The following is a 16,053-nucleotide window of genomic DNA, read 5'->3' on the forward strand; positions in this document are numbered from 1 at the left end:
GACTGCAGCATGACAACCAAAGCCCTCTTCCGTGACGATTTCTATCTGGCCACGGCAGAGGGAACGGTGACAGCCATTCATCCGGATGGCACGATCGAACTGGACCAGACCTGCTTCTATGCAACCTCCGGCGGCCAGCCGGGGGATACAGGCTCCCTTGAACGAGCAGATGGATCGCGAATCCAACTCGGTCAGACACGACATGGTGAAACAAAAGATATCATCCTGCATGTCCCACTGGAGGAACAGCCGCGCCCGGAGGTTGGAGAAACCCTCGTTCTGCATGTTGATTGGGCGCGCCGCTACAAGCTCATGCGCATGCATACCGCCTGCCACCTTCTTTCCGTAGTGTGCGAGTACCCGATTACAGGGGCAGCGGTTGGCGAAGAGGAATCCCGTGTCGATTTCGACATGAGTGAAACAATCGACAAGGACGAAATCACAGCCAGACTGATGACCCTGGTGACAGAGAATCACCCGGTATTCACGCGGTGGATTACCGACGACGAACTCCTGGCCAATCCCGGTATCGTGAAATCCAAGAACGTTCGACCCCCTGTCGGACTGGGACGGGTAAGCCTGATTTGCATCGGTAAAGACTCCAGCGTTGACAGCCAGCCCTGCGGCGGCACACATGTTTCCGAGACCCAGGAGGTCGGAGCGATTCACATCGCCAAGATCGAGAAGAAGGGTAAGGAGAACAGACGCTTACGCATTCGTTTCGGAGTTCCGGAGCAAAGCGCATAAGCATCTCCTTGCATGAATGAGGAGACTGAGCATGGGTGTCGAGAAAAGCCGTTTCGTGGTTTCGGGCGATTGGGTTGAGAAACAGCTGGGATCTCCCGGCTTCAAAACCATTGACGCGTCCTGGTATCTGCCGATGCACAAGCGCAATGGCGCCGAAGAATTCGTACAGGCTCATATCCCGGGCAGTGTTTTCTTTGATCAGGATGCTATTGCCGATCACTCGACCAGCCTGCCGCACTCCCTGCCCTCACCTGAGGTTTTCGCAAAGGAAGTCGGCGACCTCGGCATCAGCGACACGGATGTCATCGTCGTCTATGATGGTCCGGGCTTCTTCTCGGCACCGCGCGTGTGGTGGATGCTGCGCGCTATGGGCGTGGAAAAGGTCTATGTTCTCGATGGCGGGCTGGACGGCTGGAAGGTCGACGGGCGACCTCTGGAGAGCGGGACGCCGGATCCGGCTCCAGCGACATTCACACCACGCTTCCGTGGACGTCGCGTCACGACTTTCGACGAAATGCGAGCTATCGTCGACAACGGATCTGCCCAGATAATTGATGCGCGCGGCGCAGGACGCTTCACGGGTGAGGAAGCAGAACCAAGGGCGGGGATGCGATCAGGCCACATGCCGGGTGCGCGCAGTCTTCCTGCGGCGAGCCTCTCCGATAAAGGCTATCTGAAAGATCTCGATACGCTCCGTGCCATGATGGAGGAAGCGGGCGTCGATCTCTCCAAGCCGGCTGTGACCAGTTGCGGGTCTGGCGTCACCGCCGCTGTGGTGACCCTGGCGCTCGAATCACTCGGTCATACCAACAATTCGCTTTACGATGGCTCCTGGTCCGAATGGGGCGGACGCGATGACACGCCCGTCGTCACCGGCCCCGCCGAGCCGCTGGAGAAGCCTGTCCACGGTCCGCTTCGGGCTCACGTGACACGGTTGGAGATGACGGCACCGCCTCGCCAAAGTCTGCCGATGCCGGTGAACCTTCAAACGGCACTAATCCGAACTCAGGATATTCCGCTTCATTACTACCGCTATCTTTACCGGCAGATCGGCAAGCGATGGCACTGGTACAAGCGGTTGCGCATGAGCGACGACGATCTGTCGACAATCCTAAGCAACCCGAAGGTTTCTGTTACGGTTCTATACGTCAATGGCGCGCCTGCAGGCATGTACGAATTGAACCAGCTCGACGGCGATGTCGTCGAATTGTCCTACTTCGGTCTGTTCGAACATGCGCTGGGCTTGGGGATCGGCAAATGGTTTCTGCTACAGGCGCTCTATTCGGCGTGGCAGACGAGCCCGCGGAAGGTGACTGTAACTACGAATACGCTCGATCACCCGCGCGCATTGCCTCTTTATCAGATGATGGGTTTTACCCCTGTCGCCACAAGTGATGCCTGGGTTGAACCGCTATCGGATGCGGAATTGCTTGCGTTCGGCAAACGCGACTGAACTTAACTCGTTTTGTCCGACACTGGAGAGACGAGCGGCCTGTAGGAAGTCTAATACAACAAATAAACAGCCGCCATGGCTTTCCCCCTGACCATGGCGGCTGAAACGTAGCTGTTTTGTTTTATGCTACGTTGAGGATTGCGTCAGCATGTGTGACATCATAACCCAGAGCTTCTGCGACCGGCTGGTTGGTCACGCGTCCTCTATGGATATTGAGTCCATTTCTAAGATGCCGATCCTCGGCGATTGCTCTCAAGCCACGATCCGCTAGTGCGAGACCGTAATGGAGAGTGGCATTGTTAAGCGCATGCGCGGAGGTCACCGGAACAGCGCCGGGCATGTTGGCGACGCAATAATGGACAATTCCGTCAACCTCGTAGGTTGGATCCGAATGCGTCGTGGCATGGGAGGTTTCGAAGCAGCCGCCCTGATCGATAGCCACATCAACAATAACAGCACCCTTCTTCATGCCCGTAAGCATGTCTCGGGTCACGAGTTTTGGCGCAGCAGCACCCGGTATCAAGACGGCCCCGATCACGAGATCTGCTGCGAATACCTCTTCCTCCAGCGCATCGATCGTGGAGTAACGTGTATGTACGCGCCCGGAGAATAGATCGTCGAGTTGCCGGAGACGGGCGAGCGATCGGTCCAGGATTGTGACATCAGCGCCGAGGCCAACGGCCATGCGTGCGGCATGCAGACCAACGACACCTCCACCGACAACCGCGACCTTGCCCGGCAGAACACCCGGGACGCCGCCCAGCAGAACGCCCCGTCCACCGTTGGCTTTCTGCAGCGCAGTAGCGCCGGCCTGAATTGCAAGGCGTCCAGCCACTTCGGACATCGGGGCCAGCAACGGCAACCCGCCCCGATCGTCTGTCACGGTTTCATATGCAACGGCCGTGACACCTGATTTCAGAAGTCCCTTCGTCTGTTCCGGGTCTGGCGCAAGATGAAGATAGGTATAGAGGATTTGTCCCTCGCGCAGCTGAGCCCACTCGGTAGGTTGAGGCTCCTTGACCTTCACCACCATATCCGATTTTTCGAATACCTCTTGCGCGGTTTCAGCGATCCGCGCTCCAGCTGCGATGTATTGACCATCATCAGCACCAATTCCGGATCCCGCTTGGGTTTCGATAATGACCTCATGGCCATGAGCGATGTACTCGCGGACTGCGCCTGGTGTCAGGCCGACCCGATACTCATGATTTTTGATTTCTTTCGGACAACCGACACGCATATGATCTTGCTCCCACTCATCACAATTCCCAACGCGATGTAGGAATTTCAGCAAAGAAACCACGCAATGTCCTTGCGAAGATGAAGGCGAAAACCTACCGTTGTCGTCGGTTCGTGCATGTTTAAGCACATTTTTCGTGGATTCATCGCATGAGTGAGTTGGACACAATAGATCTTGCAATCGTTAAGGCCCTCCAGGCCAACGGGCGCATGTCGAACGCGGAGTTGTCGCAGAAGGTCGGACTGTCAGCATCAGCCTGTTCCAGGCGCTTGGATATACTGGAGAAGAGTGGCGTCATTAGCGGCTATCATGCCCGCCTCTCTAACAAAGCCCTTGATTATAAGATGATGGCAATCGTGCACATCTCCCTGTCCGGACAAGGCGCTAAGACACTCTCCGAATTCGAAGCAGCGGTTAAACTTTGCCCGAACGTTCTGGTCTGCTATCTAATGTCTGGAGACTATGACTACATCCTACGGGTTGCGGCGAAGGATCTGGAAGATTACGAACGAATTCATCGCGATTGGCTTTCGGCGTTACCGCATGTGGTAAAGATCAATTCAAGTTTCGCCCTTCGTGAAGTGATCGACCGACCGAATGTCGGCCTCTAGGACAGACCTTGGCTAGAAATAAAGCCGTTGCCCCAGTCTCGCTAACCAAGAGGTAAGACTTGACCTGACATTGTATTGTTATCGACCCGCCACGAGACAGTTACATGTTGCGTCATCAGGCTATCAAGGCACGGCACACTGCGCGTCATAATACCCGTATTGTCGCCACGATTCGTTATGGCGAACACGACCGCTCAGGTCAGGTCATAAACCTCTCTGGATCCGGCCTTGCCATCCAGCTCGAGAGACCGCTTTTCGCTTCGGTGGGGGCCCGCATTTGCGTTACATGTGATGCACTTGGATTGCTGGAAGGCAGCGTGAAGTGGTCGGAAGGCGTACGGCTCGGCGTTCAGTTCGATCGATCTTCTAATGCCTGGGCGAAAGTGGCATCCTACTTCCGCTTCTATCATACAACTTCCAGACCCAAGCGCTGACGCCACGGCATACGAAAGAGGGCATTCCCTCCAAATTGGTAACGCTCCGTATCTCCCCAGAGCGCTCGGAACTGCGTCCAATCCCTGGCTTCCAGAAGGGGTTCAGTGTGCGGACACTTCGTGTCAATGGTATGATCTGTGATTGTGCCGCACCTCGCCCGAGATAGGACCAATGGTTGCCGACTGGCGAAAGGACTGAACACTCTATTGCAGAGCTAAATTTCAATAAAAAAATAATGCGCTTACAAGCAACAACTAGAGATTATATATTTTGAAAATGTATGGAAATCCAAAGTTTAAAAGCGGTCAAATTTGGCCTTTTATCTTGATATATGACCCAATATTGAGAATTTTTTAATAAAAATCATCGGTTCTATATCCATAGAGATTTTGTCTTCAAAAGAAAATCAAAAGATATGGAAAAGAAAAATTATGACGGCCGTAAAAATGAACGTCTAAAATGCCAGTTCAACGGCTTTCTGTACTTCATAGATGAAGTCGTCGAGGTACGTGTCTCTGACATTTCAAGAACCGGTCTTTGTCTGACACTCAAGAGCTGGGTTTCCGCTACACCAGGCTCGACAGTCCGTCTTCGGACCAGCGAATTGGGTATGGTCGAAGGTACAGTGCGCTGGTATCGCGCCGGTCGCATGGGGGTCCATCTTGCGGAAACATCGAACACTGCAGCGCAGGTAGCCTCGTACTTCAGGCATTTCCACAAATCAGCCACGCCGGAGGCGTCAGGACCATCGGCTCGCAGGCGGGTCTGAACAACGCGCTGACGTTGCCTGATGAGTCTGTCGGGAGAACCTGCAGGACCAAGACTTAATGATATTCGAAAGTTAGGTATTGAGAAAACGCCGTCATTTTTCCGATGCGTTCTCATGACATTGACCCTACACTCGTACCGCCAAACGACTGAGGGAGAGCTCCATGTCATTCCTGTTCACTCAAACCATTCTGACCCGCCGATCACTGCTGGGCGGTATCGCCGCTGGTTCCGCACTCGTGATGCTTCATCCATTCACAGCGCGGGCGCAGGCAAATCAGGCACATCTACGCATCATGGAGACGACTGATATTCATGTGAATATCATGCCTTACGATTATTATGCCGATAAGCCAAACGACACATTGGGTCTCACCCGCACGGCAACCCTCATCGACAGGGTTCGTGCCGAAGCATCCAACTCCATGCTGATCGACAACGGAGATTTGCTGCAAGGCAATCCGATGGGCGACTACATGGCCTATGAAAAAGGGATGAAAGCGGGCGATCTGCACCCCGTCGTGAAGGCGATGAACGCTCTGGGCTATGATTGCGGAACCCTCGGCAATCACGAGTTCAATTACGGACTTGAATTCATGTTCAACACCTTGAACGGCGCCCAGTTTCCAATAGTCTGCGCCAATCTCACCAAGGGTCAGCTCGCCTCTGATCCGAAGAAGGACGAGTTGTTCTTCAAGCCCTATGTCATCATCGAGAAGCAGATCAAGGACGGCTCCGGTAATTTAAGCCCCATCAAGGTCGGCTTCATCGGTTTCGTGCCTCCGCAGATCATGGTTTGGGACGCGAAAAACCTAGAAGGCAAGGCACAGACGCGTGACATCGTGCAAGCGGCAAAGGCCTGGGTGCCTGTCATGAAAGAAGCGGGAGCCGATGTGATCATTGCTCTCTCTCACTCTGGCATCGATGGCGCCGGACAATCCGAGCGCATGGAGAATGCATCGCTTTACCTTGCGGGTGTTGAAGGAATTGATGCGATCTTCACGGGCCACCAGCACCTCGTCTTCCCCGGCCCCAAGGATTTTGAAGGCGTTCCGGGTGCCGATATCAAAAAGGGAACGCTGCAGGGCAAGCCTGCGGTCATGGCAGGTTTCTGGGGCTCACACATGGGCCTAATCGACTTTTTGCTGGAGAGAGACGGCAACACGTGGAAAGTGGTCGACTTCACCACCGAGGCTCGCCCGATCTATCATCGGGACGAGAACCGCAAAGTGATTGCGGATGTCACGGATAAGCCGGAGATCGTCGCGGCCGTGAAGGCGGAACATGAGGCTACGCTTGCTTATGTTCGCCGTCCGGTTGGCAAGACTTTAGCGCCACTCTATTCATATTTTGCCCTGGTTGCAGATGACCCTTCGGTTCAGATCGTATCAAATGCACAGACCTGGTACGTGAAGAACCTTCTAAAGGATAGTCAGTTCAAGGATTATCCGGTCCTTTCCGCTGCCGCCCCGTTCAAGGCAGGCGGACGCGGCGGCCCGGAATACTTCACCGACGTTCCTGCGGGTGATATCGCAATCAAGAATGTTGCTGACCTCTATCTCTATCCAAACACTGTTCAGGCGGTCCTGATCACGGGTGAGCAGGTCAAGAACTGGCTGGAAATGAGTGCCGGAATGTTTAGCCAGATCCCGGCGGGCACCAAAGACGCTCCCCTGTTGAACCCCAAGTTTCCCAGCTACAACTACGATATCATTGATGGGGTAACCTACCAGATCGACTTGTCGCAGCCCCAACGCTATGACGGTGACGGAAAACTCGTCAATCCGAACGCCCATCGTATCGCGGATCTGAAGTTCGAAGGCAAGCCGATCGATCTGAAGCAGAAATTTGTGGTAGCCACCAACAACTACCGTGCTGGTGGCGGCGGTAAATTCCCGGAGATTGCAGCAGACAAGGTGATCTTGGTCGCACCCGATACAAATCGCGACGTGATTGTTCGCTACATCATCGAACAGGGATCAATCAATCCATCAGCCGATGCAAACTGGACCTTCAAAGCACTTCCGGGCACCAGCGCAGTTTTCGAAAGCGGCCCTAAGGGACGGCAATACGCCGCTGCCGTCAAAGGAGCGAAGATTGAAGACGCTGGCGACAGCCCTGAAGGTTTTGCCAAGTTCAGACTGATTCTCTAATCGTCGAAAAACAGATCGATGCATTAAAGCCGTCGGACCGCGTCCGGCGGCTCTTTTTTCGAGCATCCGTCTTCCAGCGTACCCAAAAACCACAGCAATCAGAGGGTGCTATAGGGAGTAACCATCTGAAATCAAAGGGCGCGATCAGTCGGAGCTTCGGCTTCAGGCAAGCCGCGAGAGCCATGTCCCAGTATTCGCACCAGCCGCTACGTAATCGTTTAATCGAACTTCTCCCGAGCCAGGAACTCGATCAGATAAAGCCGTTTCTCGAGCCAGTCGTTATGCCGAAAGGTCATGTGATTGTGCACACAGATGCAGTGGTCGATTATATCTATTTTCCGTTTTCAGGTATTGGCTCCGTGGTGACCATTTCACCTGAGGGCCATCAAGCCGAGGCCGGAATGTTCGGTCGAGAAGGATTTGCACCAACAACGGCAGCAGTCGGCGGAACAATCTCCATCCACGAGGTACTGATGCAGGTCAGTGGTGAGGGCGTCCGCATCTCCTCGCTCCGGCTTGCACAGTTACTACCAATATGCCCTGTCTTTTCCAACCTGCTGGCGCGATTCATACACGCATTCAGCTCTCAGATTTCATTCACGGCACTTTCTAACGCCGTGCACAGCGTTGACTAGCGGCTGGCCAGATGGCTGCTTATGTGCCACGACAGAGTTGATGGAAACGAGATCGCACTTACTCATGAGTTCATTTCTCTGATGTTGGCAGTGAGGAGGCCGAGCGTCACTACGGCTCTCCACATTCTGGAAGGACAGAAGCTGATCCGCGCAGAGCGTGGGCGTATTTCGGTTCGTGATCGCGTTGCTTTGGAGCGCTTTGCCGGTGACGCCTACGGAAAACCCGAACAAGAATACCGGCGTCTCATCGGCGAATTGCCTAGCAAGAGGGACATGGCAAGCTGATTTTTCCGTTCTCATCCTGGCATGAGGTCACGGATGGTCTTCGCGTGGGCCGACTGCTCCAACTGCTGAGAATGTCGCTCCGCCATACCGTATGCGTCTGTAGCGAATTTTTCCATTGCACTGCGATCTCGGATTGTAATCAGTCCGCGCTCGGAGCGAATGAAGCCTCGCCCCTCAAGCATATGGAGCGAGGTTGTCACGCTTGGCCTGCGAACGGCCAGCATGATAGCAATAAACTCGTGTGTCAGGGCCAGTTCATCGCCATCGATCCTGTCGTGGCACATGAGCAGCCACTGAGTAAGGCGCTCTTCGACAGAATGGATTGCATTGGACAATGCCGTTGCAGAAACCTGAAACTGGAAACCGATTGTAGACGCATGCAAAAGCTTGTTCAGCACCTCTGATTTGCAGATAGCGCGTTCGAAGCTATTCAAGTCCAGTCGCCAACTCCGGCCTTGCACTTGAACGGTGATTTCATGAATGTTCTTTTTGACCCCACCCATCACCCAGGTGGGAAAAAAGCCTTCCCGTCCAATCAGGCCTGCTTCGACCCGTTTGCCCGTTGGCGAAACGACAACAACAGAGCCAATTCCCGAAACCGGAAAATATACGTAATCCGTTGGCTCATTCACAACCGCTACCTTTTCGCCATGCGGTAAATCGATGAGTTCCAGATCCTTTAACAGCCCATCGAGATCGCGGGCAGGAATGCGTGAGAGAACGAGGTTCCGGGAGAGCTCGGGCTCCAGTTGTAGCATTGCCTATCTCCTCTGAATGAGATCAACGACCGCGGAAAGGCCAGCTGCAGGAACAATTCTTTTGGCACCTCACTACTTCGTCAACATGAAGTGGACGATAGCCTCCCAAATCGTCGAACTCTCCGAACAAATGCATGGCGAATTCCGTGGTCCTATCACTCGGTCGATGACGGGTTTGGTAAGATGAACAAGACGTGTGTCCAACCGTTGTCCGCCGACGATCCTCTATCCAGGGAAACACGCAAACCGGGCGAAAAGTTCATTTCCGGACCGAAAAATCTATAAATCCGACTTCCGCAAGACAATACGATCTATCCCACCACCATGCGGTGTCAGCTGGCTTTCGACCAGTTCAAGTGGAATTCGCAGACGATTAGCCATTTGGTATAGATATCAGTGCAAGGCACGGGTACTGATGTCTGCTCCATCCAGAGCGAGCGCATCAACGATTGTCCGGATGTCATTTTCGTATTCATTCAACAGAAACGGCTTTGCACTGCCTCGCACAACCGGCGAATTGACTACGAACAAGAATGGTGTGGAAAGCCGCATCAGTCTTTCCGAGAGTGCATACAGGACATCAGCATCAAGACCAAGATCTAGCAACACACCGCCGCACCGTGCTGCTGCTGCATCATGGAGCTCGTCTACACGCAAGGGTCCGATCAGCTTGATTTTGGCGCAGTGCCACGCCCGCCGAGCGGTATCGGATATAAAATCCGGGCCGCCGACAACGATAATCTCGAACGGCACGCCATGTGCCTCCCTGACATATTTGTAACGACCTTCCAGATACGAAAACAAACAGCAGGCGGATCAGTTTGCTGCCAAAGACTTCCCAATACCTTACTGAAGTTCACCGCGAGATTTGCCCTCATTCCGCAGCAACGGAAACGTCTTCGGCTCGCGGTCTCATCAGGATATCGTCGAGACTCTTGCGACTGGGGCATTGTCCCAGGCGTTTTGCCAAAGCCTTCTTGAGCCAGGCACCGGCCGGTCCGGGCGGATCTGCCAGACGGTGGACGGCATAGAGCGGATATTCCGTCGTCTCGTAAGCATCAATCCGGAGGGAAACCAGCCGACCTGTCGCAAGATCCTCGCGAATGAGCGAAGCGGGAAGCCCTCCCCAGCCGAGACCTCCCCGAATGAGCTGGTGCTTAGTGGCGATATCTCCCACTCTCCAGGTCTTGTAGGAGAGGACATTGAAGTCGCGCCCCTGTGTGATCCCTGACGCATCGGTCACGACGAGCTGAGTTTCTTCGCGTACATCTCGCCGGTCGAGCTCTCTTCCCAGTTGCGCCAATTTGTGCTGCGACGAGGCGACCGGAACCATGAATGAATGGCCGATCTTTTCGACTGCGAGGCTGTCATCCTGCTTCAGCAAGGCTCCCCCAATCCCAAGGCTAGCGTGGCTCGTCGAAACAAGATCCATCACCATCCCCAGTTCCCCAGATGTGAGCTTCATCGATACGGATGGGAAGCGCCGCCCAAACTCGGCGAGGGTTTCAACTACGGCTTCGATGGGCACCATGTTACTGATCGCGAGTGAAACCTCGGCTTCGAGCCCCTCCTTCAGGGTCTTGGCACGAGAGCGCATCACATTCAGATCCGACACGATTCTGCGTGCATCGGTCAGCAACGCTTCTCCAGCCTGGGTCAAGCGGGTCTGACGCGAGCCGTTTCGCTCGAAAAGTCTTACCTCAAGTTGGCTTTCAAGATTGGCGATCGTATAGCTGACGACGGATTGAGCGCGGTTGAGTTGTTTGGATGCGGCAGAGAAGCTGCCGGTCTGCGCGACGGTCAGAAAAACCTGCAACTGATCAAGTGTTGGATTAGCATCCATTTTCCCATCCATTTCATCGATAGAAACCTTCGACATTATCACCATTTTTTCGATGAACGTCCATCCGTATGTTGCCTCGTGAGCTGGACCAGAGCTGGCCCATCCCAACAGGATTTAATCGATGTCAAACGTACTCCTCATTACTTCCAGCCCTCGCGGCGCCGAATCCGTCTCGTCCAAGGTGGCGACCGACCTCGCCTCTGCCCTCGCGGCAAATTCCGGCGCGCAGATCGTGACCCGTGATCTCGCGGCCTCCCCGATTGCGCACCTCGACACAGTGACAACCAACGCCATCCGCAAGGCGCCTGCCGACCGCAATGCCCAAGAGGCTGCTGCCATCAAAATTTCCGATGAACTGGTTGCCGAGCTTCAGGCCGCCGACAAGATTGTCATCGGCACCGGGCTGATCAATTTCAACATCTATTCCGGCCTGAAGAGCTGGATCGATAACGTCGCTCGCGCCGGTGTCACCTTCAGCTATTCTGCCGAAGGGCCGAAGGGTCACCTGACCGGCAAGAAGGCATATATCGTTCTGGCTTCGGCAGGCGTTTATTCCGAAGGTCCAGCAGCACCGCTGAACCACGCCGTACCTTATCTGAAGACGGTCCTGGGCTTCCTCGGCATCACCGATGTGGAAGTTCTGAGTGTGGAAGGTCTCGCATTCGGTCCCGACGCTGTTGCCAAGGCTTTGGCTGCTGCTGAACGCCGCACCAAGGAGCTTGCCGTCGCAGCATGATGCACGGCTCGCAATGGCGAAAACGCAAAAAGGCCCGCCAGTCCGGGTCTTTTCTGCATTCAAAGACGTTCAGCAGATTTCAAGTGGTGCGCGACTCGGCGCCGTCAGCAAACAGCGAAGGTCCGTTCTGATCGATGATCTGCCGTGCTTTCCGAAAAGTACATTCCAGAGCATCTTCCTGCGAAGTAAACATGTCCGCGCGCACAAAGGTTCTGACGAGGGTCCTGCCTTCAACCTGCTTCTCAATTCTCCCAGCAAGGCGCAGTTGTGACCCCTCACGGATCGGCTCCGCATAGATCGTGCAACCGGCGTGCTCCTGCGGATCGGCTGCAACTGACGCCGTCTTGCTCGCCTCACCTCCGCCAGAAAAAATGCCCGCGATTTTTGAGAAGATTGAGGCCATTCGTGTTTCCTTCGCTTTCGAGGTCGCTTGTCGGTTCATATCTCGCACCGCCGTTTGCGGTGCCTCGAGCATCATATAATGAGGTTTGCGAGAATTTCATTCTCTGTGATGTCTTCGAAGCCAAGCCCGGCACCGTCAAATCGCTCGATCAAGCCGACAAAGTTTTCAGACGTAGTGGTCTCGATGCCGATCAAGATGGAACCGAAGTTGCGCGCAGACTTCTTCAGGTATTCGAAGCGCGCGATGTCATCGTCGGGGCCTAGCAGATTCAGGAAATCTCGTAGTGCCCCCGGACGCTGAGGAAGCCGTAGAATGAAGTATTTCTTCAGTCCGGCGTAACGCATTGCGCGCTCTTTCACATCCGGAAGGCGTTCGAAGTCGAAGTTGCCGCCGGAAACGATTGCGACAACAGTTTTTCCTTCGAGTTGCGTCGGATCCATCGCAGCAAGAGCGGCCAGAGAAAGAGCGCCCGCCGGTTCCAGAACAACGCCCTCGATGTTCAGCATATCGATCATGGTCACGCAGATCGCGTTTTCCGGAACGACGATGACCTGCTCTGCCGGAAACTTCCTGAGAGCTTCGAAGTTCAGGTCTCCGATGCGGGCAACAGCTGCACCATCCACAAAGTTATCGACCTTCGAGAGGGTGATCGCCTCCCCGGCCGCAAGGCTTCGCTTGAGGCTTGGCGCACCTGCGGGTTCGACCATGATGAAGGCATCATCGGCCAGTTCTCCCGCGAAGTATTGGGTTATGCCGGACGATAGTCCGCCGCCACCGACCGGCATAACCATCAGATCTGGTTTGATTCCTTCGGGCATCTGCTGCGCAATTTCCGCTGCAACACTCGCCTGGCCTTCGATAATGTCGGAATGATCGAACGGCGGAACCATAGCTCCATCAATCTCCTCGACATAGGCCTTGGCTGCCGCATAGCATTGGTCGAAGATATCGCCGATCAGCCTGATCGTGATGAACTCCCCGCCGAACATTCGCGTCTTGTCTATCTTCTGCTGTGGAGTGGTGATCGGCATGAAGACCACGCCCTTGACCCCGAAATGCCTGCAGACGAAGGCAAAACCCTGAGCGTGATTGCCTGCGGACGCGCAGACGAAAACCTTGTCAGTGCCTCCGGTAGCAATCGCTTTCCTGAAAAAGTTGAAGGCACCCCTGATCTTATAGGAGCGGACAGGCGACAGATCTTCCCGTTTCAACAGAATGGTTGCGTTGTAGCGTCGGCTGAGATGCTCGTTCATCTGGAGCGGCGTCTCGGCAAAAATCTGCCGCATCGCCTCCATCGCTTCATCCACATGCACGTTCAACATTGCAATCCATCCGTTGAAATTCCTGAAAGGCCCCGCTATGCCATAGCTTAGATCGAGAAACAAAAGCTTCTTTAAGCGGCAAATCAGCAGGATTCAGCGCTTGAACGCAACTCAACTTCGCGCTTCCCTGTACATCGCTGGCCTGTGCGGCATCTATCTCGCGGCCGCGATGTTTCTCCCCGCTGCTATCGACCTCTATTATGGCAACAGGGACTGGCAGCTGTTTGCAGCATGTGGCTTCATGGTCGGATCATTCTCCCTGGCATGCACGCTCGCAACACGTGGTTCCACACCTGTCGTTAGCAAGCGACTCGCATTTTTTATCGTGAACGTGCTTTGGGCACTCTTTTCTCTCGTAGGCGCACTTCCCCTTTATCTGTCACCTTTGGGACTGACCTTCTCCCAGTCACTTTTTGAATCGATCTCGGCGATCACTACCACCGGATCGACCGTTATCGCTGGTCTGGACAACGCGGCTCCGGGCATCCTTTTCTGGCGTTCCCTGCTGCATTGGATGGGCGGCATAGGGATTGTTGCGCTCGGGCTTTTCGTGCTCCCATTCCTCCGAGTGGGCGGAATGTCTTTTTTCAAACTCGAATCGTCCGACACCGGTGACAAGCCATTTGCCAAGCTGGCGACGTTTACCCGCGCATTTTTGGCGGTGTATGTCGGGCTGACCCTGGCATGCACCATTGCCTACGACATGACAGGAATGGGGCATTTCGACGCCTTGAACCATGCTATGGCGACAGTTGCGACTGGAGGCTTCTCAACCCATGACGCCTCTTTTGGCTATTTTCAGAGTCTTCCTCTCATGTGGGTTGGCACGGTCTTCATGACAGTGTGCAGCCTGCCATTTTCTATCATGATTCTTTTTGCGGTTCGTCGCCGCACAGACACGCTCTTCGATCCGCAGGTGGGCTTCTTCCTTGGCTATCTTTGCGTCTTTTCAGGCTTGCTGGGCGTCTACCATCACGTCCACAACGACGTGACCTTACCGGTCGCCTTGACCCATTCTTTCTTCAACATCGCGTCAATACTATCCACAACCGGATTCGCCAGCGAGGACTACACGTTGTGGGGTCCGTTCGCCGTTGCTTTGGCTTTATTTGCAACATTCCTGGGCGGGTGCTCTGGTTCAACTGCCGGCGGAATAAAGGCATACAGAGTGCTGATCATAATGAGCGTGATCAACACCGGCTTGAAGAAACTGCTTTACCCGAATGCGATATACCCAGTTCGCTACGGGCGGAAATCCGTCGATCCCGATATCGTAAAGGGTATCTTTCTTTTCGTCAGTCTCTATATGGCGATATGGGTTGCAGGTTCGCTGATCCTGACTCTTCTGGGGTATGACCTGCTGACAGCGATTTCAGCGTCTATCACCTGCCTGTCGAATGTTGGCCCCGGGATCGGACACGTGATCGGCCCGGCTGGAAACTTCTCCACGATATCGGACCCGGCCTTGAACGTCCTTTCTGTCCTTATGCTGCTCGGACGTCTTGAGGTGCTAACGGTTCTCGTCCTGTTTTTGCCCATTTTCTGGAAAAACTAGGTCAACGCATTTCCGACTGCCGCATCGGCATTGCGTCGATGGTGGAAAACAGTTCCGCAGGCGTGATAGGTCTGTTGCTGGACAACTTCGCTCCGCCATCCTTCCCGATCAGGACGGCGCGGAAGCCTCGTCCCTTTGCGCCAAACCGCTTTCTCAGACTGTCCGCGTCGAGCTTCAACTGTGGTTTGTCGATGATGGCTGCAACGTCTGAGACCACGGAAATGATCAGCATGTCTCGCTCCGCCAACGCTTCCTGCGCATCCCGCAGAGATGCCATCTGCTGCACATAGTTGGCCTCATCAGATCTGTCGGCAAAAACAACCACAATCCGGTGATTCCAACGGAACTGGTCCAGTTGGTCGACTGCAGAATGAGCAATTGTCGCTGAGCCCAAGACGGTTATGGCCGCCACGATCCCGTTCAAAGTGCAAGACATTGCAGTACCTCCTGCGTTCAGAACGCGAGATAAAACAAAAAGGATCAATTTAATCGAATATTTTTGGTGCGGACGGCGGGGATCGAACCCGCACACCTTACGGCGAGAGATTTTAAGTCTCTTGCGTCTACCAGTTTCGCCACGTCCGCGTGCACAGCCTTCATCAAGGCGTTCGCCGAAAAATGCAAGTCCATCTGCGGGCAAATTTGAATACGTGCGTTGAACTTCTATTGATTCATACGCTTCCCAACTGGCTGGTCGGGTCCCATATCCGTTGAAAGAGCGATTGGAGGCCAACGACAATGAAAGCATTTTCTGCCTTAATCCTTGCCAGCCTTCTGCTTGTCGGCTGCGCCAGCACAGAGATCGCGCCCATCCCTGGAAGCATAACCTACAGCGGTCAGCCAAAGACCAAACTGACACTTTCGCCCATTGGCAGTACATTTTCCCACGATTTCTACGATGGTACGCGTGTCGTGGAAGAGACCTACCAAATACAGCCAGACCGCAGCCTCAAGATTGTTCGCAGAGAGTATCGCGCGATCTTCCCGGACTGATTCTGGGCGCCTTCCGATAACGATATTTAGGTCGCTCTAAGAGTCTGACTCGAAAAGCCTTCAACGATATCCATACCTTGCAAGTCGCCTTGTGATCAGGCGAATGTGGGCGATCA

At 54.4% G+C, this 16,053-nt stretch carries 16 protein-coding genes, 1 tRNA gene and 1 pseudogene; 10 read left to right on the top strand and 8 right to left on the bottom strand.

The window, feature by feature from the left end; all coding sequences use genetic code 11:
- Nucleotides 1–9: 9 nt before the first annotated feature.
- Nucleotides 10–747: an alanyl-tRNA editing protein gene (locus MUU53_RS03605; RefSeq protein WP_247259628.1), complete on the top strand. Its 738-nt coding sequence runs from the start codon at nucleotides 10–12 to the stop codon at nucleotides 745–747.
- Between the two features lie 31 nt (nucleotides 748–778).
- Complete coding sequence (gene sseA / locus MUU53_RS03610; protein ID WP_247259629.1) at nucleotides 779–2,200, top strand: 3-mercaptopyruvate sulfurtransferase; 1,422 nt, start codon at nucleotides 779–781, stop codon at nucleotides 2,198–2,200.
- Between the two features lie 121 nt (nucleotides 2,201–2,321).
- Here the strand turns inward: sseA and ald are convergent, their stop codons facing one another.
- Nucleotides 2,322–3,440, bottom strand: coding sequence for an alanine dehydrogenase (ald, locus tag MUU53_RS03615; RefSeq protein ID WP_247259630.1), 1,119 nt, complete (start codon nucleotides 3,438–3,440; stop codon nucleotides 2,322–2,324).
- A 149-nt stretch (nucleotides 3,441–3,589) separates the two neighbouring features.
- Here ald and MUU53_RS03620 point away from each other — a divergent pair, with 149 nt between their 5' ends.
- From MUU53_RS03620 to MUU53_RS03640, 5 genes and pseudogenes are all read left to right on the top strand, one after another.
- Nucleotides 3,590–4,051: an Lrp/AsnC family transcriptional regulator gene (locus MUU53_RS03620; protein WP_247259631.1), complete on the top strand. Its 462-nt coding sequence runs from the start codon at nucleotides 3,590–3,592 to the stop codon at nucleotides 4,049–4,051.
- Nucleotides 4,052–4,155: 104 nt separating this feature from the next.
- Nucleotides 4,156–4,485 carry a PilZ domain-containing protein gene (locus tag MUU53_RS03625; RefSeq protein WP_247259632.1) on the top strand — a complete coding sequence of 110 codons (330 nt, stop codon included), beginning with the start codon at nucleotides 4,156–4,158 and terminating at the stop codon, nucleotides 4,483–4,485.
- A gap of 416 nt (nucleotides 4,486–4,901) precedes the next feature.
- Complete coding sequence (locus tag MUU53_RS03630; protein WP_247259633.1) at nucleotides 4,902–5,255, top strand: PilZ domain-containing protein; 354 nt, start codon at nucleotides 4,902–4,904, stop codon at nucleotides 5,253–5,255.
- A gap of 163 nt (nucleotides 5,256–5,418) precedes the next feature.
- Entirely contained in the window at nucleotides 5,419–7,407 is a 1,989-nt protein-coding gene (locus MUU53_RS03635; protein ID WP_247259634.1) for a bifunctional 2',3'-cyclic-nucleotide 2'-phosphodiesterase/3'-nucleotidase, read from the top strand.
- Between the two features lie 182 nt (nucleotides 7,408–7,589).
- Nucleotides 7,590–8,327: pseudogene (locus MUU53_RS03640) on the top strand (Crp/Fnr family transcriptional regulator).
- An 11-nt stretch (nucleotides 8,328–8,338) separates the two neighbouring features.
- Here MUU53_RS03640 and MUU53_RS03645 read toward each other — a convergent pair.
- The 3 genes from MUU53_RS03645 to MUU53_RS03655 all read right to left on the bottom strand — a co-directional run bounded on the left by MUU53_RS03645 (nucleotide 8,339) and on the right by MUU53_RS03655 (nucleotide 10,928).
- On the bottom strand, nucleotides 8,339–9,085 hold the full coding sequence (locus MUU53_RS03645) for a Crp/Fnr family transcriptional regulator (RefSeq protein ID WP_247259635.1): 747 nt from the start codon (nucleotides 9,083–9,085) through the stop codon (nucleotides 8,339–8,341).
- Between the two features lie 393 nt (nucleotides 9,086–9,478).
- Nucleotides 9,479–9,838 (bottom strand): hypothetical protein, encoded by a 360-nt coding sequence (locus tag MUU53_RS03650; protein ID WP_247259636.1) that lies wholly within the window; start codon nucleotides 9,836–9,838, stop codon nucleotides 9,479–9,481.
- Between the two features lie 121 nt (nucleotides 9,839–9,959).
- Entirely contained in the window at nucleotides 9,960–10,928 is a 969-nt protein-coding gene (locus tag MUU53_RS03655; RefSeq protein ID WP_247259665.1) for a LysR family transcriptional regulator, read from the bottom strand.
- 121 nt (nucleotides 10,929–11,049) lie between these two features.
- Between MUU53_RS03655 and MUU53_RS03660 the strand changes: the two genes are divergently transcribed.
- A complete protein-coding gene (locus tag MUU53_RS03660) occupies nucleotides 11,050–11,664 on the top strand; it encodes an FMN-dependent NADH-azoreductase (protein ID WP_247259637.1) in 615 nt (204 codons plus the stop codon).
- Nucleotides 11,665–11,743: 79 nt separating this feature from the next.
- On the opposite strand, the gene MUU53_RS03665 is transcribed toward MUU53_RS03660, so the two are convergent.
- Together MUU53_RS03665 and ilvA are read right to left on the bottom strand one after the other, a co-directional pair.
- Nucleotides 11,744–12,067, bottom strand: a complete 324-nt coding sequence (locus tag MUU53_RS03665) for an HlyU family transcriptional regulator (RefSeq protein WP_247259638.1) — start codon at nucleotides 12,065–12,067, stop codon at nucleotides 11,744–11,746.
- A 71-nt stretch (nucleotides 12,068–12,138) separates the two neighbouring features.
- On the bottom strand, nucleotides 12,139–13,389 hold the full coding sequence (ilvA, locus tag MUU53_RS03670; RefSeq protein ID WP_247259639.1) for a threonine ammonia-lyase: 1,251 nt from the start codon (nucleotides 13,387–13,389) through the stop codon (nucleotides 12,139–12,141).
- Between the two features lie 100 nt (nucleotides 13,390–13,489).
- Between ilvA and MUU53_RS03675 the strand changes: the two genes are divergently transcribed.
- The gene (locus MUU53_RS03675) at nucleotides 13,490–14,944 is read left to right on the top strand and encodes a TrkH family potassium uptake protein (protein WP_247259640.1); all 1,455 of its coding nucleotides are present in this window, start codon (nucleotides 13,490–13,492) and stop codon (nucleotides 14,942–14,944) included.
- Nucleotide 14,945: 1 nt separating this feature from the next.
- Here MUU53_RS03675 and MUU53_RS03680 read toward each other — a convergent pair whose 3' ends face one another.
- Together MUU53_RS03680 and MUU53_RS03685 are read right to left on the bottom strand one after the other, a co-directional pair.
- Nucleotides 14,946–15,380, bottom strand: a complete 435-nt coding sequence (locus MUU53_RS03680; RefSeq protein WP_247259641.1) for a DUF4174 domain-containing protein — start codon at nucleotides 15,378–15,380, stop codon at nucleotides 14,946–14,948.
- Nucleotides 15,381–15,444: 64 nt separating this feature from the next.
- Nucleotides 15,445–15,529, bottom strand: a tRNA-Leu gene (locus tag MUU53_RS03685).
- Between the two features lie 153 nt (nucleotides 15,530–15,682).
- Between MUU53_RS03685 and MUU53_RS03690 the strand changes: the two genes are divergently transcribed.
- Entirely contained in the window at nucleotides 15,683–15,937 is a 255-nt protein-coding gene (locus MUU53_RS03690; protein WP_247259642.1) for a hypothetical protein, read from the top strand.
- Nucleotides 15,938–16,053: the final 116 nt, after the last annotated feature.

It is taken from the genome of Affinirhizobium lemnae, assembly GCF_022968395.1.
In the GTDB taxonomy this organism is placed as follows: domain Bacteria; phylum Pseudomonadota; class Alphaproteobacteria; order Rhizobiales; family Rhizobiaceae; genus Neorhizobium; species Neorhizobium lemnae.

Coding starts and splice junctions, on each gene's coding strand:
- MUU53_RS03605 (WP_247259628.1), top strand. CDS start 10: ATGACAACCAAAGCCCTCTTCCGTGACGATTTCTATCTGGCCACGGCA.
- sseA (WP_247259629.1), top strand. CDS start 779: ATGGGTGTCGAGAAAAGCCGTTTCGTGGTTTCGGGCGATTGGGTTGAG.
- ald (WP_247259630.1), bottom strand. CDS start 3,440: ATGCGTGTCGGTTGTCCGAAAGAAATCAAAAATCATGAGTATCGGGTC.
- MUU53_RS03620 (WP_247259631.1), top strand. CDS start 3,590: ATGAGTGAGTTGGACACAATAGATCTTGCAATCGTTAAGGCCCTCCAG.
- MUU53_RS03625 (WP_247259632.1), top strand. CDS start 4,156: ATGTTGCGTCATCAGGCTATCAAGGCACGGCACACTGCGCGTCATAAT.
- MUU53_RS03630 (WP_247259633.1), top strand. CDS start 4,902: ATGGAAAAGAAAAATTATGACGGCCGTAAAAATGAACGTCTAAAATGC.
- MUU53_RS03635 (WP_247259634.1), top strand. CDS start 5,419: ATGTCATTCCTGTTCACTCAAACCATTCTGACCCGCCGATCACTGCTG.
- MUU53_RS03645 (WP_247259635.1), bottom strand. CDS start 9,085: ATGCTACAACTGGAGCCCGAGCTCTCCCGGAACCTCGTTCTCTCACGC.
- MUU53_RS03655 (WP_247259665.1), bottom strand. CDS start 10,928: ATGGATGCTAATCCAACACTTGATCAGTTGCAGGTTTTTCTGACCGTC.
- MUU53_RS03660 (WP_247259637.1), top strand. CDS start 11,050: ATGTCAAACGTACTCCTCATTACTTCCAGCCCTCGCGGCGCCGAATCC.
- MUU53_RS03665 (WP_247259638.1), bottom strand. CDS start 12,067: ATGGCCTCAATCTTCTCAAAAATCGCGGGCATTTTTTCTGGCGGAGGT.
- ilvA (WP_247259639.1), bottom strand. CDS start 13,389: ATGTTGAACGTGCATGTGGATGAAGCGATGGAGGCGATGCGGCAGATT.
- MUU53_RS03680 (WP_247259641.1), bottom strand. CDS start 15,380: ATGTCTTGCACTTTGAACGGGATCGTGGCGGCCATAACCGTCTTGGGC.
- MUU53_RS03690 (WP_247259642.1), top strand. CDS start 15,683: ATGAAAGCATTTTCTGCCTTAATCCTTGCCAGCCTTCTGCTTGTCGGC.